We start from the raw sequence: 15,896 nt of genomic DNA, 5'->3' as shown, positions 1-15,896 counted from the left end.
GCTTGGACAATATCCAAGCCATGATTACCTCCTATGGTGACACTCTATGTCTGACTTAACGATGTTCGAGACACAAACGCCCCACACCACAACGGCTCATCCGATGTTCTTTGTGATGAACAATACGATTCAAAACTACGCTTGGGGCAGCACAACTTCTATCAATCAACTGTTTGGTATTGATAACCCAACAGGCGAACCTCAAGCTGAACTTTGGATGGGCGCACACCCAAATGGTTGCTCAACGGTCTTGTCTAACGGCGAGGAAACTAAGCTTTCCACCTTGATTGCCAACGATATGAATGCTTTTTTAAGTAAAGAAGTCGCCACTCGCTTTGGCGAACTTCCATACCTTTTCAAAGTGTTAGCAGCGGAAAAAGCGCTTTCGATTCAGGTTCACCCCAACAAGCAACAGGCAGAACTGGGTTTCGTGGCGGAAGAACAACAAGGTATCCCATTATCGGCTGCAAATCGTAACTATAAAGATCCCAACCACAAGCCAGAGCTCGTTTACGCCTTAACGGAATACAAAGCGATGAATGGCTTTCGTCCAATCAGCGAAATCATTAACTTCTTCTCAGAGCTTGCGATTCTAGAACTGCAAGACTTGGTCGACGATCTTATCGCCGAGCAAACACCAACTGGTTTAGCGAGCTTCTTCTCTGGATTACTTTCACTAGAAGGTGAACAAAAAGAGATGGCGTTGACCTTGCTATTGGCGCAGGCTCGCATTATCGATATGCCGTTGTTCGACCTGATCTTAGAACTTGAGACGCAGTACCCAGGAGACATTGGTTTGTTTGCGCCATTAATCCTCAACGTAATCACCCTTCAGCCAGGGCAAGCGATGTTTTTGGATGCAGAAACACCACACGCCTACTTAAAAGGGACCGGACTTGAGATCATGGCAAACTCAGACAACGTTCTGCGCGCTGGTCTGACGCCAAAATACATTGACGTTAAAGAGCTTGTTGCGTGTACTCGTTTCAGTGAGAAACCGTTTGATCATCTATTGTTAGCGCCTATTGAAAATAACGGCGTGCTCGAGTACCCAATCCCGGTCGACGATTTCAAGTTTGCCATAATTCCGAGCGCTAACGATCTCTCTTTAGATGCACACAGTGCTGAAATATTGTTGCCATTAGATTCTGCGTTAGTGGTGACACACGCAAACGGTGAAATCTGCGTAATAGAGAAAGGACAATCTGTTTTCATCCCTGCTTACACGCAACAATACACGATTCGCAGTCAAGGCAGAGTCGCTCGCGCCTACTGCTAACAGCACACCGCAAACTTCCAGCACATTTTGCGTCTTACTATTCAGCCAATAACCAAGGTTATTGGCTTTTTTATATTCATCTCCCTAATTTTATTGTTATATCTTGGAGAGCTAAATCACACTTAACTATTGGTGATACAAAAGTATAGTTATTGTATTTTTTTTACTATTTCGCCAAGTCACTTCATTAATTACATTGGGTTTATTACTTCATAGATAATAAACCTAAACATGATTAATGAATTAATAACTACCAAACTAATCAATAACAATATTCAAGCTACCAGTAAGAAAGAACTCTTCGAAGAATTGGCACAAATGTTATTCGATAACAACCGAATCAACAGCAAAGAAGCTTTCTTAACCGACATTGAAACGCGTGAAGCTTTGAGTGTCACTTCCATGGATGGCATCGCTTACCCACACTCGAAAAGCCAAGCGGTTACGGAGCCGGCAATCGCAGTAGGAGTAAAGCGTGAAGGCATCGATTACGGCGACGAAGACGGCATCAAACCAACTCTGTTTTTTATGATTGCTTCACCCGATAACGGGGCTGATCACCATATTTATGTTCTTCAAGAACTATTCGGAAAATTTAATGAAGAGTTTATTGAAGATATCCATAACGCAAAAGACGAAAACCAAATACTTAATATTCTAATTAATTCATAAGGCGTGAAATTATGAGTACCCTAACAGCTCAAACTACTAATAACGGTAGTGATTTCAAAAAACTACTCAGTACCATGAAAGGTCACCTTTTATTTGGTACTTCACACATGTTGCCATTTATTGTTGCTGGTGGCGTATTACTGGCATTGGCGGTGATGGCATCAGGTAAAGGTGCGGTCCCTGCAGATGGCATATTGGCTGATATTTCAAACATCGGTATCAAAGGTTTGGTGTTGTTCCCAATTATTCTGGGCGGCTTTATCGGCTACTCGATTGCGGACAAACCAGCACTCGCACCTGCGATGATCTCTTCTGGCATCATGGCAGATATGGGCGGTGGTTTCCTCGGCTGTATCGTAGCGGGCTTCATCGCTGGTGGTGTGGTATTCCAACTTAAGAAGATCCCTCTTTCTGCCAACATGACTGCGCTGGGCGCCTACTTTATCTACCCTCTTGTCGGTACGATTATCTCTGCCGGCATTGTGTTGTGGGGTATCGGTGAGCCAATCAAGATCTTCATGGCATCAATGAACGAATTCCTTGCTTCGATGGCTGGTGCTTCTAAAGTGGTGCTAGGTACGATTCTTGGTGGTATGACTGCGTTCGATATGGGCGGTCCAATCAACAAAGTCGCTACGTTGTTCGCTCAAACTCAGGTTGATACTCAGCCATGGCTAATGGGTGGTGTGGGTATCGCTATCTGTACGCCGCCTTTGGGTATGGCACTTGCAACTTTCCTATTCAAGAAGAAGTTCACTAAACAAGAGCAAGAAGCAGGTAAAGCAGCCGCAATCATGGGCTCTATCGGTATCTCTGAAGGCGCAATCCCATTTGCCGCAAACGATCCTGTACGCGTTTTACCTTCAATCGTTGCTGGCGGTATCGTTGGCTGTGTGTTCGGCTTCCTAACCAACGTTCTGCTGCACGCACCTTGGGGCGGTTTAATTACAGCGCCAGTATCGAGCAACATCCCAATGTACGTCGTTGGTATCGCATTAGGCTCTTTAACAACCGCACTGATTGTCGGCTTCTGGAAACCAGTTGTAGAAGAGGATCCTGAAGCAGAAATGGAACAAGCGGAACCTGCACAAGCTCAAGCGGCTCCAGTTGCTGGCGAAGGCGAATACGACATCGTCGCTGTCACTTGTTGCCCATCTGGCGTAGCGCACACCTTTATGGCGGCAAAAGCGCTAGAGAAAGCAGGCGCAGCAGCTGGCATCAAAATCAAAGTAGAAACTCAAGGACAAAACGGCATCCAGAATCGCATCACAGACCTAGATGTCGCCAACGCCAAGCTGGTTATCTTGGCTCACGACATCCAAGTGAAAGATGCCCACCGCTTTACCAACGCCAACATTGTCGAGTGTTCAACCAAAGAAGCGATGCGCAACGCCACAACTCTGATTCAAGCTTAAACCTTAAACTCCTACCCCAAAGAGCCCTCCCCCAGGGCTCTTTTTTTTCGATGCTTTAACGCTTAGTTAAGGTGTTTTAATTTCCTTTGCGACATTACCTTAGATGCAAAAAAAGCCGCTAAATCGCGGCTCTTTATAAATCGAGTTTTCCGAATAATCGTCAGATTACTCTCTACCAAACACGTTGTTCTCTTGCTCTTGTACACGGATGAAAGTCGTACGTTTAGTTAACTCTTTAAGCTTTGCTGCGCCTACATAGGTACAGGTTGAGCGTACACCACCAAGGATGTCAGAAATAGTGCCGTGAACGGAGCCGCGAAATGGCAATAGTACGGTTTTACCCTCTGCTGCGCGGTACTTAGCCACACCACCTGAGTGCTTGTCCATGGCTGACTGTGAAGACATACCGTAGAACTTCATGTACGTTTTGCCGTCTTTCTCGACTTGCTCACCGCCCGATTCTTCGTGACCTGCTAACATACCGCCGAGCATGACGAAATCAGCGCCACCGCCGAAGGCTTTAGACACGTCACCAGCACAAGTACAGCCGCCGTCACCGATGATCATACCGCCAAGTCCATGTGCTGCGTCGCCACATTCGATGATTGCAGACAGTTGCGGATAACCAACGCCAGTTTTAACGCGTGTGGTGCATACTGAGCCTGGGCCAATACCTACTTTGACTATGTCTGCACCCGCTAGGATGAGCTCTTCACACATATCACCTGTGACAACGTTACCGGCAGAGATCACTTTGTCTGGGAATGCTGCTCGCACGCGCTCAACGTACTCAACCAAATGCTCAGAGTAACCATTGGCGATGTCTATACAGATGAAAATCAGCTCATCTGACATCGCCATAATGTCTTGAGTTTTCTTGAAGTCGGCATCCGATGTGCCAGTAGAAACCATGACATTGTTTAGAACAGACGCATCCGCGCCTTTTACAAACTCTGCCCAGTCTTCAACAGTGTAGTGTTTGTGAACCGCTGTCATGACACCATGTTCAGACAGCGCTTTTGCCATTTCGAAACTACCCACTGAGTCCATATTCGCAGCAATAACAGGCGTTCCAGACCATTGACGACCACTATGCTTGAAGGTAAACTCGCGGGTTAATTCAACTTGAGAGCGGCTTTTAAGCGTTGATCGCTTTGGGCGAAATAGTACATCTTTAAAACCTAACTTAAGTTCTTGTTCGATACGCATTGATTACAGTTCCTTTCTCTTAAAGTCGGAGTGTCGGTGCGTTTTCGGTAAGCGTTGGCAGACGCTTTACTGAGTTTCGGACACAAAAAAACCGGAGCGTTGGCAGACGCTCCGGTTTTCAGCATTATAGGTCGCGATTTATTTCTAGCAAGACTGATAATTTCAAAATTATTGTGATACAGTTCGGTTAAGTTGCATACCTAAGTCCCTATCCTCGCAGCGTTTATTTCACTTTCTCACACAAAAACAGTCACTTAAACCACCTTAAGAAAAACGGTTGCGCAAACCTTTTCGTTTCTCTCTTGGTCACTATTGATACTTTCTATCGCGGAACAGCAGCTTTCGCTCACAAAACCAAGACTTTTCGTCAGTTTTCGCATTGTAAAAAATACATTTATTTTTGATTTTGTGCGAAAAAAAGCAGCCATTGAGGCTGCTTAATGAATATCGGTGCGTTTAGAACTAAAGCGAGAAGAACGCGAGCTGCGCTTTTTGCTTCTCGGCTAGCTTAGATAGCTCTTCACTTGCGCTTGCACTTTGACAGATACCCGCCACATTTTGGTTCACCAACTCAGACATATTGACCACGTTGCGGTTGATGTCTTGAGTCACTTGCGATTGCTGCTCCGCCGCGGTGGCGACTTGAGTGTTGGCGTCATTGATGTTGACGACGGACTCAGTGATTCCGGTTAATGCATCGTTAGCCTGAGCAGTCAGCTCGTTGGTTTTAGACAACATATCCAAGCTGATTTGCATGCTGTCATTCGCCAAACCAGATTGCTTTTGCAGCTCTTCAATGATGGTTTGAATCTCAACCGTAGACTCTTGTGTGCGTGCCGCCAGTAGACGAACTTCGTCCGCAACGACCGCAAAACCACGACCAGATTCACCTGCACGCGCCGCTTCAATCGCCGCGTTAAGCGCTAACAAGTTAGTTTGCTCAGATACACCGCGAATCACTTCTACAACGTCGCTGATCTGCTCAGATTGAACTTTCAACGTTTGTACCACGTGTGCCGCATCATTTAGCGCTTGGCTCATCTGTAAGCTTGCTTGATTGCTCTCGCTGAATACATCCAAGCCCGATTTGGCTAGCTGGTCCGCTTCACGAGCCGTGGAGTCAGCCAGCTGCGCGTTATCACTTACATTATCAGCAGTACTAGACAGCTCATTCACAGCAGACGCAACCTGTTCGATTTCCGCCAACTCTTGTTGAGCGTTTGCTTGCGCTTGGTTCATCACAGCCGCCAGCTCAGTAGATGCCGATGCCACTTCTTCACTGATACCAATCAGGTGGTGAACGGTTGTACGTAGTTGCTGAGCGGTTTGATTAACATCTTGACCTAACTGAGCAATCTCGTTTTTACCATCAATGTTCGCTGTAGCAGACAAGTCGCCTCGCGCCAGTTTACGCATTACGTCTTGCAGGCTCGCAATTGGGCTCACAATGACGTTGGCAAGAACCCAAGCCACAACCAGAGAGAACACCAATACTGCGGCCACCAGCACTTTCGCCATGTTTAGTACATTTCGGTTCTGCTCTGCGCTTAGATCCATTTGATAAGCCGCGAATTCGTTTGCAGCTACAGAAAGTTGGTTAATCGACTCAACCATTTCTTCACCGTAGGTTTTGTATTCGCTGATAAAGCGGTTGTACTCCGCAGCAGAGATACTGCCCTCATCCTTGCGCGTAAACACATCGACCGATTGGCGAGAGTAGTTGATGTAGTTATCGATCGCGACGCGTGCCGCTTTGGCTTCATTACGAAACGCTTTTTGTTGCTGCATCACATCAAGATCTTTGTTGATCTGAACTGCGCTCTTCTCCAGTTCGTTAAGCAGCGTATCACGACGATTCGCATCATAGATTGCGTATACCGCACTAATGCGTAGTGGATAAACCTGATCGTCTATCTTTGCCAATGTGTCTTTGTAGGTAACAAACGCATTGGTATGTTCAGTGACTTGCTGCTGCTCATGCTCGAGCTGATTATTGGTAAACCAGAGGGCGATAGCGAGGGCGAAAGCAATGAAAAATACAGGTAGAAGCACCTGCGTCTTTATCGATAAGTTCTTTAAAGAAAATTGCATATAACTAGCTCAAAAATTCTGAATGGCATTGAAATTATTATCGCACGCAGAATAGCGTGCTTTTAAAGCAGCAGATTTTAACGGTACCAAATCGGTAACTGCTTTGACCGCGGACAATAATACGTGATCTAAGTCACGTATAAAGCGGAATTTGACTTTTCTTACAACAATATACAACCATGCGCGTTCATTGATGACTTATTGCACGGACATCGATGAACAATTCATCAACTGTTATCAAGTTGTTTAACGGGAACAAAAAAGGCAGCTCTGATTTGAGCTGCCTTCGTGCCAATTATTAACTAGGGGTTAGAGTTTAAAAAACGCCAACTGTTCTTTCTGCTTTTCTGCCAATTCAGAGAGTTCTTCACTGGCACTGGCACTCTGGCAAATGCCCGTTACGTTTTGGTTGACCAACTCCGACATATTTACCACGTTGCGGTTAATGTCTTGCGTTACTTGCGACTGCTGCTCTGCGGCCGTCGCGACTTGAGTATTGGCGTCATTGATATTGACTACTGACTCGGTAATACCTTTTAACGCATCATTCGCACGAGCACTCAGTTCATTGGTTTTTGTCAGCATCTCTAAGCTAACTTGCATGCTGTCGTTCGCCAATCCAGATTGCTTTTGTAGCTCTTCGATGATGGTTTGGATTTCACCAGTCGATTCTTGAGTACGCGCCGCGAGCAAACGTACTTCGTCCGCGACGACCGCAAAACCACGTCCAGATTCCCCTGCTCGCGCGGCTTCAATTGCTGCGTTAAGCGCTAACAAGTTAGTTTGCTCAGATACACCGCGAATCACTTCGATAACATCGTTGATCTGCTCTGATTGTGTTTTCAGCGTCAGAACCACTTCCGCCGCATCATTTAATGCTTGGTTCATTTGTTCGCTAGCTTGAGAGCTTTCAGCAAATACCGCCAAACCAGACTGCGCCAATTGGTCAGCGTCACGCGCCGTGGTATCTGCCACTTGAGCATTGCCACTGACGTTTTCTGCCGTGCTCGACAGCTCATTAACGGCCGAGGCGACCTGTTCGATCTCTGCCAGTTCTTGCTGCGAGTTTGCTTGGGCTTGCGTCATCACTGCGGCTAGTTCGGTTGAGGCTGACGCGACTTCTTCGCTGATACCAATCAATTGCTGTACCGTAGCGCGAAGCTGTGCGGCAGTTTGGTTGACATCTTGTCCTAACTGGGCAATCTCATTTTTGCCTTCGATGTTTGCAGAAGCGGATAAATCACCCTGCGCCAATTTACGCATTACCTGTTGCAGCGCGGTAATTGGGTTGACGATCACTCTCGAAAGCGCAATCGCAACGATCAAAGAGATGGCAAAAACAGAGGCCACAGTAATCGCAGCAATTTCCAACGCGTAATCGCTTTGTTCTTCACTGCTCTTAGTCGATTGCATCACGTATCGGTTAACAGAGTTAGACAACAGGTTAATAGACTCAACCATTTCTTCACCAAGTTGTCTGTATTTCTCAGAGAACAGTTCATATTCAGAGTTAGTAATCAACCCTTGTTCTCTGCGCGAGAAAACCTCTACAGCCTGACGTGAGAAAGCGATGTAGTTTGCAGTTGCTTTCGCAGCAACATCCGCTTCTTGCTTAAAAGCTTGTTCACGTTGCATGATTTCTAGATATTGCTCGATTTGAGCTTTACTGCTGTCGAGTTCCTCAAGCAGCGCACCTCGGCGATCTGCATCGTAAATCGCGTACACCGCACTTATGCGCAATGGATAAATTCTGTCATCAATACCTGCAACGGCATCTTGAAAAGTAATGTAAGCATCTGTGTGTTCTGCAGCTCTCTCTTGTTCATGTTGAAGCTGGTCATAAGTAAACCAGAGAGCAATCGCAAGGGAAACCGCCATAAAGAAGACAGGTAAAAGTACCTGAACCTTCACCGATAAGTTATTTAAGAATAAACGCATAATATGGCTCACAATATAATTATTAGATATCAAAGGACTACATAGCCGTAACTAATTACGCATTAAACTTTAACAGCATCCTCCCACTGCCCACTTTGACACCGGTAGTAAGCTGGGCTGAAAGTGAACCTTCTCTCAACAACACGAGAAAGTTCCTACATACTCAGCGTTTTATCGTTCATCTTTCGGCGAATCCATCACAACCATGGTGGTGATCGATTGCACGTGGACACATTCTCCTAGCACGTCCGCATGGAATTTTTTGTAGCTCGGTAAGTCTTTGGTTTCGACCCGGAGCAGGTATTCGTTCGCTCCTGTGATGTTGTGGCATTCGACCACTTCATTGACATAACGCACGTGCTCTTCAAACGCTTTCTGTGCTTGCTTGCTGTGGCTCGACAAGCCTATTGAAACGTAAGCAATAAATCCGATTCCCAACTCAACGCTGTTGAGCATCGCACGATAACCTTTGATCACGCCTTTTTTCTCGAGCTCTTGAACCCGTCTTAACGTCGCCGAGGCAGACAGACCAATCCTTTCAGCCAACTCAACATTGGAGATCCTGCCGTCTGTTTTTAGTTCATGCAATATTCTTTCGTCAAACCTATCCATCACGCACCCTTGTTGCAAAAATAACCTTGTTCATTCGAATAAAAGCACATAATTGTGTGTGAATCTACTTATTATGAACATGACCGGTCAGACAAACTTTTTATTATTCGCATTATCGAACTTCAGGAGAGAAGTATGGAATTTCAGCAGCTAAGCGCACTTGCTCTATTTGCGTTTGTCTCGACCTTTACCCCCGGACCAAACAACTTAATGTTGATGACGTCTGGCGCCAACGTCGGATTTAATCGCACACTGCCGCACATGCTCGGCATTACATTTGGTTTTGGATTTATGGTGCTGTTGGTCGGCTTGGGTTTAATCGGGGTGTTCAATAGTTACCCGATGACACACGATATTCTAAAATGGCTAAGCTTGGCGTACCTTGGCTACCTTGCGTTTAAGATAGCGCTGTCTGGCAAAGCCGAGTCGGATGATGACTACAAGCCAATGACGTTTCTTGGCGCAGCTTCGTTTCAGTGGGTGAACCCTAAAGGCTGGTCAATGGCACTCAGCTCTGTCGCTATCTACAGCAGTAACGGCAGCTGGCAAGAACTCTCTTTGATTGCAGCAATGTTTATGCTGACCAACCTACCTTCATGCAGCTTTTGGGTCATTGCGGGCCAACAATTGCAGAAATGGTTAACCTCGCAAACTCGCGTAAGAGCATTCAACATTAGTATGGCAGTACTGCTAATCGCCTCGACTCTACCAATGATCTAATTCGTAAGCATGAAACCGTTAGCGATCACTTAACCACACAAAAACAATGGTTATAATTACTAGATAAATTTGGATTGGCTAAATTTATCTAAGTAAGGCTTAAGCATCATGGATAAGATTATCAGCAGCCCAAGCAAATATGTGCAGGGCGAAAACAGCTTAGACTCACTCGCAGCCTACGCTAAAATCTACGGCAATAACCCTTTAGTGATCGCAGACGAGTTCGTTACCAAACTTGTTGGGAAATCGGTATCTCGAAGCTTTGAAGCAGAAGCGCTTCAATTTACGATGGAGCTATTTAAAGGCGAATGCTCTCAAAATGAGATCGATCGGCTAATAAAAGTTTGCGAATCAAAGCTTAGTAACGTTGTGGTTGGTATTGGTGGCGGGAAAACGCTGGATACTGCGAAAGCCGTTGCCCATTACGCCAAGCTCCCTGTCGTCATTGTTCCAACTATTGCTTCGAGTGACGCGCCATGTAGCGCCTTAGCGGTGATTTATACCCCTACTGGCGAGTTTGAAGCTTACCTACCCTTGCCTAAAAACCCTGACATGGTGCTAATGGACACGGCTATCATCGCCCGAGCCCCAGTAAGGTTACTTGTTGCGGGCATGGGAGATGCACTCGCGACATATTTCGAAGCTCGCGCGAATAGCACATCTGGCAACGCGACTATGGCTGGAGGCGCGCCAACTCGTTCAGCTCAGGCATTGGCTAAGCTTTGTTATGAAACGCTACTATCGGACGGCTTTAAAGCCAAAGTGGCAGTGGAGCAAGGCGTGTGCACAAAAGCAGTAGAGAATATCATTGAAGCCAATACTTACCTGAGTGGTATCGGTTTTGAAAGTAGCGGGCTTGCGGCCGCTCATGCGATACACAATGGCCTGACCAAGTTGGAAGATTGCCACCATTTATACCACGGTGAAAAAGTCGCATTTGGCACTCTAGTACAGTTAGTTCTGGAAAACGCACCACTGGATGAAATTAACACGGTATTGGCATTTTGCGATTCTGTTGGCCTACCTACCAACCTGTTTGCAATGGGTGTAGAGCAAATCGATCACGATAAGCTTCACGAAGTAGCACAAAGTGCTTCTGTTGAAGGGGAAACTATTCACAACATGCCTTTCTCTGTGAGTGCGGACAACGTGTATGCGGCTATCTTGGCAGCCCATCAACTTGGTCTACGATAACCAATCACCAGCTAAGCATTGCCTTAGCTGGTATTCATTACAAACATCAACGCTAAACGTAAATAAAGTTAAAGACGCTTTTTCATCTGGATTGTAGCTGATAATCTAAGTTGTAAATACGAATAATTATCGAGTGCAATAATAATGAAAAAACCAGCGCCTAAACAAGTCACCGTCGCCTCAACACAAACAGTTACTCCAAATATGCAACGCATCGTTTTAGAAGGCGACGAACTTGCTGCTTTCCCACCTGAGTGCGAAGGCAGCTACATCAAACTGCTTTTCAGCCCATCGGGTGACACCGAACTTTCTGAGCTATCAGAGCAAGACCGTCCTGTGATGCGCACTTACACCATTCGCCGTTTTTCACCGCAAAAACGCCAGATTGAAGTGGATTTTGTCCGTCATACGACCAACGATTTAAGCTGTGGATTTGCTGCGCGTTGGGCAATGTCTGCACAAGTCGGCGATATCATTAATATCGTTGGCCCTGGCACAATTCAAGACATGAACGTAGAAGCAGATTGGTTCTTGCTGATTGCTGATATGACCGCCCTACCAGCACTTTCAGCAAAGATTCAAAAGTTACCTGAAAACGCGACCGGTTACGCCGTTATCAAAGTGGCAAGTGAAGCCGACATACAGCCGCTTAACGCCCCGAAAGGCGTCACGGTACACTGGATTTTTGCAAACGCTGACTTAGCTGAGACGGTCAAAACACTACCTTGGCTAGCGGGCGAAGCCAGTGTTTGGTGCGCGTGCGAATTTGATGCGATGCGTACACTGCGCCAGTACTTACGCAATAACAAACAAGTAGAGCGCGAAAACATCTACATCAGCAGTTATTGGAAACAAGGCGTCACTGAAGATGGTCACAAAGTCATCAAGCAGCAGGATGCCAAGCAACACACCGCTTAATCTAAATTCTCGGCTAAAAAGTCGATAAGCAAACGCACTTTGGGCGACATATTTCTGTTCTGCGGATACAACGCCCAAATACCTTCGCGTTCATCGCGATAATCGCTTAACACCTCCATCAACTCTCCGCTATCGAGTGACTCTTGCACATAGTAGTCCGGCAATTGGGCAAGCCCAAGACCTCGCTTGGCCGCATCTAACAATGCTAAGCCAGAGTTACAATGAATACGGCCATGAACGCGCAGCGATTTTTCGCGCTTACCCACGTTGAAACGCCAATAATCGACAGAGCCCACCAAGCACTGATGGCTCGCGAGTTCAGATAAGGTATGTGGTTCACCGTAGTGTTCTAAGTATTTAGGGCTGGCGCAAACATAGAGCTGACGGCTCGAGAGCTTTTTCGCCACTAGGCTTGAGTCTTTCAATCGCCCGAGACGAATCGCCACATCCACACCCAGCTCGATCAAATCCAATTTTTGGTTGGTGAGCATCAAATCAAGATCTAGCTGCGGATGACGTTCCAAAAACTGGTGCAATAAAGGGGCGATACGCTGCTCTCCGTAAGTCACTGGAGCGGTCACACGCAATAACCCTTTGGGTGTTGATTGCATTTGCGTGACAGCCAGTTCAGCCAGCTCAAGCCCTTCTACCAAGTGTTTACACTGCGTGAAATAGAGCTGTCCGGCTTCGGTTAACGTGACTTTTCGTGTGGTGCGATTAAACAGCTTTACTGCCAAACGCTCTTCTAGCATCGCCACCCTGCGACTGATTTGAGCAACCGATGTGTCTAGTTTCTTTGCCGCAGCAGTAAATGAATGCAGCTCCGCCACAGCAACAAATTCACTGACCCCTTCCCAATTTGCCATTACCCAATCTCTAATAATGCTGGTTGTTAACCGAGGTATTTTTGCATATTCGTAATAACAAAAGGAGCGATTTCACCAACAAAACTGGCTTTCTGCGCAGTGAATCATGGTAAAATCTCGGCTCAATTTGTTAGCTCGCTTGATCCTTATGTCTAAAATAAAAACTACTTTAATCCTGCTGTTAGTGTTGGTCGCTGCACTGCTGGCGTATGTTTTCATCCCTACTCACGTTCGTCTTGGCAGTGAAATCATCAATCAGCCGCTCAATGACCAATACACTTTGGTCGGCTATAAAGCGATATCCACTGAACCTAAAGACGGTAAGTTGAATCACTACTTTATTGTCGCAACAAATCAGAGCGTAGAAGGTACAGAGCCGTTTTTGATTAGCTCCGACCCATTTATCAAAGTCACTAACGTTGAAGACAACAAACTGACACTGAGCATTCAAGGCCGCGTAAAACACTTTGATAACGATCTATGGGTCGAAAAGCCGAACGGTAGCGTTGAGCACTGGTTGATCAGCGCAAACATCGGTTACATCCGCTAACCTCTAGCATTCCCAACACAAACAGGTAAAATCACGCCCCTGTGACTTTACCTGTAGTGAAAAACCATGCACCAACCTGAAAACTTGTTCACCCGCTTTAACTCGGATATCAGTCATTATTCACTACCTGATAAGTTCACCTATCCGTTTTATTACCAACCGCACCCTTTATGTGTGGTGGCCGCTGAGCAGTTACAACAGCATTTAGAGACACAAACCGAATGGAAGCACGATTTCGGTGTCGACGGTAACCCACAAGGCACTGGCAAAATGTTTGGTGTACTACTGGTGCAATCCCCAGGTGGAGAGCTGGGTTACTTTAGTGCGTTTTCTGGCAAGATTGCCGATCAAAACTTACTGGCAGGCTTTGTTCCGCCGGTATTCGACATGCTTGCGGAAGAGAGTTTCTTTCGTAGCGATCTTGCGCAGATCACCGCTATCAACGAGCAAGTCACGCAACGTAAAGCCAATCCAAAACTACTGCAGCTTAAACAGACGTTAAACCAGTACCAAACTGACTATGATCATGCAGAACAAACGCAGCGTAAGGTGATGATTCAAGGCCGTGCGGCGCGCAAAGCAAAGCGTAAGCAAGCAGAGCAACAACTGTCAGAAGCAGAGTTGCACTCCCTGCTCGATCAGCTTGGCAAAGAAAGCGTGGCAGAAAAGAACGTACTCAAGTACTTAAAACTTGAATGGGACGCCAAAATTGCTGAGGTACAAGCAGAGTTAAATCAGTTAACCAGTGAACTGGACGCACTTAAAGAACAGCGCAAGCAACTATCTAACGCCCTGCAAAACAAACTGTTTGAACAATACCGTTTTCTTAACATCAACGGCGAGCAGAAGTCGCTGAAAACCATTTTCTCAGACACCACCAATCCTGTTCCACCAGCCGGAGCGGGTGAATGTGCGGCACCAAAGCTGCTTCATTTCGCTTTTAAACATGGCTATACCCCGTTGGCGCTGGCTGAGTTCTGGTGGGGCGTGTCACCTAAGTCTGAAGTTCGCCAACATAAGCAGTTCTATCCATCGTGTAACAGCAAGTGCCAGCCGATTCTTAGCCACATGCTTGATGGCATGCGAGTGGATGACAATCCGCTAGCGGAGAGTTGGGCGTTAGACAAAGAACTGGAGATCTTGTTCGAAGATGAAGCGATGGTCATCGTCAACAAGCCTTCAGGACTGCTTTCGGTTCCCGGTAAAACCATCAAAGACTCTGCCTACACTCGGTTACAAGAAAGATACCCAGATGTAGAAGGACCATTTGTCATACATCGCCTCGATATGGCGACATCGGGTTTATTGGTGTTTGCCCTGACAAAACGCGCCAATAAGAGCCTGCAAAAGCAATTTATCTCTCGCAGCGTACAAAAGCGTTACGTCGCCTTGATTGAAGGCACATTGGATGCACAATGCGGTGACATCACCTTACCGATGCGCGGCGATCCAGACGATCGCCCACGCCAGTTGGTTTGCTTTGAACACGGTAAACCAGCAGAGACACACTGGGAGTTGATCGAAGTAAAAGACGGTCGTTCAAAGCTCTATCTCTACCCGAAAACCGGACGCACCCACCAGCTTCGTGTTCATTGCGCACACCATTTAGGGCTGAACATGCCAATGGTGGGCGATGGTCTGTATGGTGATAAAGCCAACCGCTTGCACTTACATGCGGAAAGACTTGAACTTGAACACCCATACAGCAAAGAGCCGATGCAGTTTCAGGTCGAGGCGGATTTTTAAACCAATCTTTATTGATACTGAGATCTTCAGTCAATCACCTGCTAGCACATCTCAATTTTTCCGCTCTCAGCGAGTAGACTGAGAGCGGAGCTTTGACTTGTTTGTCAGTCACACCCAAGACTTATAATAAATAACTCAATAACAATTATATTTAGGAGAAATCATGAACAAGCTACTAACTACTTCGCTTATCTGCACACTGGGCGCACTTGCAACTTACGCAAACGCGAATGAAGAAAAACAACTTGAAGCAGCTAAGTTTGTTGATGGCATTCAACAAGCGGAAGCAAAGAACAAAGATGAACTGGCTCAAGAGTTCAAAAAGCAACAAGCCGAACTTGGACGTGAAATGAAGAAAGACGACCAACAATGGCTGCTTGAACAACAGAAAGAGCAAGAAGAGACTTTCCGTGAAGCGAGCAAAGAAGCTCGTAAGAATCAAAAAGACGCAGAAAAAGCTGCACGTAAGCACCAAGAAAAGGCGAAGAAACACGCTGAAGACAAACGCGATAAAGGCATGAAAAAAGCGGAAGAAGCAAAGGGCAAAGCAAAAGGCAATAAAGAGCAAGCGATGCAACTAAAAGAGTGTCTGAAGTCTGGCAAGTCTCAGCAAGAGTGTTCTTCTAACTAACAGTCCAAATCGATTGGGTTGCCTTACTCTGGGCAACCCAACCGTAGCTTTCCTA

Annotated in this window: 14 protein-coding genes; 9 read left to right on the top strand and 5 right to left on the bottom strand. The window is 46.3% G+C overall.

Annotation, left to right across the window (positions count from 1 at the left end; all coding sequences use genetic code 11):
• Positions 1–61 precede the first annotated feature (61 nt).
• The 3 genes from manA (at position 62) to AKJ31_RS02235 (ending at position 3,366) form a co-directional block, all read left to right on the top strand.
• A complete protein-coding gene (gene manA / locus AKJ31_RS02245) occupies positions 62–1,279 on the top strand; it encodes a mannose-6-phosphate isomerase, class I (protein ID WP_425425071.1) in 1,218 nt (405 codons plus the stop codon).
• A gap of 231 nt (positions 1,280–1,510) precedes the next feature.
• The gene (locus AKJ31_RS02240) at positions 1,511–1,951 is read left to right on the top strand and encodes a PTS sugar transporter subunit IIA (protein WP_053407457.1); all 441 of its coding nucleotides are present in this window, start codon (positions 1,511–1,513) and stop codon (positions 1,949–1,951) included.
• 11 nt (positions 1,952–1,962) lie between these two features.
• Entirely contained in the window at positions 1,963–3,366 is a 1,404-nt protein-coding gene (locus AKJ31_RS02235; protein WP_053407456.1) for a PTS fructose transporter subunit IIBC, read from the top strand.
• A gap of 165 nt (positions 3,367–3,531) precedes the next feature.
• On the opposite strand, the gene AKJ31_RS02230 is transcribed toward AKJ31_RS02235, so the two are convergent.
• The 4 genes from AKJ31_RS02230 to AKJ31_RS02215 all read right to left on the bottom strand — a co-directional run bounded on the left by AKJ31_RS02230 (position 3,532) and on the right by AKJ31_RS02215 (position 9,216).
• Entirely contained in the window at positions 3,532–4,575 is a 1,044-nt protein-coding gene (locus AKJ31_RS02230) for a GMP reductase (protein ID WP_053407455.1), read from the bottom strand.
• 462 nt (positions 4,576–5,037) lie between these two features.
• A complete protein-coding gene (locus AKJ31_RS02225) occupies positions 5,038–6,666 on the bottom strand; it encodes a methyl-accepting chemotaxis protein (protein ID WP_053407454.1) in 1,629 nt (542 codons plus the stop codon).
• 309 nt (positions 6,667–6,975) lie between these two features.
• Positions 6,976–8,604: a methyl-accepting chemotaxis protein gene (locus AKJ31_RS02220; protein WP_053407453.1), complete on the bottom strand. Its 1,629-nt coding sequence runs from the start codon at positions 8,602–8,604 to the stop codon at positions 6,976–6,978.
• A gap of 171 nt (positions 8,605–8,775) precedes the next feature.
• On the bottom strand, positions 8,776–9,216 hold the full coding sequence (locus AKJ31_RS02215) for an Lrp/AsnC family transcriptional regulator (RefSeq protein WP_053407452.1): 441 nt from the start codon (positions 9,214–9,216) through the stop codon (positions 8,776–8,778).
• 135 nt (positions 9,217–9,351) lie between these two features.
• On the opposite strand from AKJ31_RS02215, the gene AKJ31_RS02210 reads away from it, so the two are divergent.
• From AKJ31_RS02210 to AKJ31_RS02200, 3 genes are all read left to right on the top strand, one after another.
• On the top strand, positions 9,352–9,936 hold the full coding sequence (locus AKJ31_RS02210) for a LysE family translocator (RefSeq protein WP_053407451.1): 585 nt from the start codon (positions 9,352–9,354) through the stop codon (positions 9,934–9,936).
• 108 nt (positions 9,937–10,044) lie between these two features.
• A complete protein-coding gene (locus AKJ31_RS02205; protein ID WP_053407450.1) occupies positions 10,045–11,130 on the top strand; it encodes a glycerol dehydrogenase in 1,086 nt (361 codons plus the stop codon).
• Positions 11,131–11,271: 141 nt separating this feature from the next.
• Positions 11,272–12,048 carry a siderophore-interacting protein gene (locus tag AKJ31_RS02200; protein WP_211263034.1) on the top strand — a complete coding sequence of 259 codons (777 nt, stop codon included), beginning with the start codon at positions 11,272–11,274 and terminating at the stop codon, positions 12,046–12,048.
• Here AKJ31_RS02200 and AKJ31_RS02195 read toward each other — a convergent pair.
• Positions 12,045–12,914, bottom strand: coding sequence for a LysR family transcriptional regulator (locus AKJ31_RS02195; RefSeq protein WP_053407448.1), 870 nt, complete (start codon positions 12,912–12,914; stop codon positions 12,045–12,047). The two genes, AKJ31_RS02200 and AKJ31_RS02195, sit on opposite strands and share 4 nt — an antisense overlap.
• A gap of 148 nt (positions 12,915–13,062) precedes the next feature.
• On the opposite strand from AKJ31_RS02195, the gene AKJ31_RS02190 reads away from it, so the two are divergent.
• The 3 genes from AKJ31_RS02190 to AKJ31_RS02180 all read left to right on the top strand — a co-directional run bounded on the left by AKJ31_RS02190 (position 13,063) and on the right by AKJ31_RS02180 (position 15,841).
• Positions 13,063–13,464: a hypothetical protein gene (locus AKJ31_RS02190; protein WP_053407975.1), complete on the top strand. Its 402-nt coding sequence runs from the start codon at positions 13,063–13,065 to the stop codon at positions 13,462–13,464.
• A 66-nt stretch (positions 13,465–13,530) separates the two neighbouring features.
• Entirely contained in the window at positions 13,531–15,210 is a 1,680-nt protein-coding gene (locus tag AKJ31_RS02185; RefSeq protein WP_053407447.1) for an RluA family pseudouridine synthase, read from the top strand.
• A 163-nt stretch (positions 15,211–15,373) separates the two neighbouring features.
• Positions 15,374–15,841 (top strand): hypothetical protein, encoded by a 468-nt coding sequence (locus AKJ31_RS02180; RefSeq protein ID WP_053407446.1) that lies wholly within the window; start codon positions 15,374–15,376, stop codon positions 15,839–15,841.
• The last annotated feature ends 55 nt before the right edge of the window (positions 15,842–15,896 follow it).

Origin of the sequence: Vibrio hepatarius, assembly GCF_001274785.1 — a bacterium.
GTDB lineage: Bacteria > Pseudomonadota > Gammaproteobacteria > Enterobacterales > Vibrionaceae > Vibrio > Vibrio hepatarius.
This window is presented reverse-complemented; position numbering and strand designations above follow the sequence as displayed.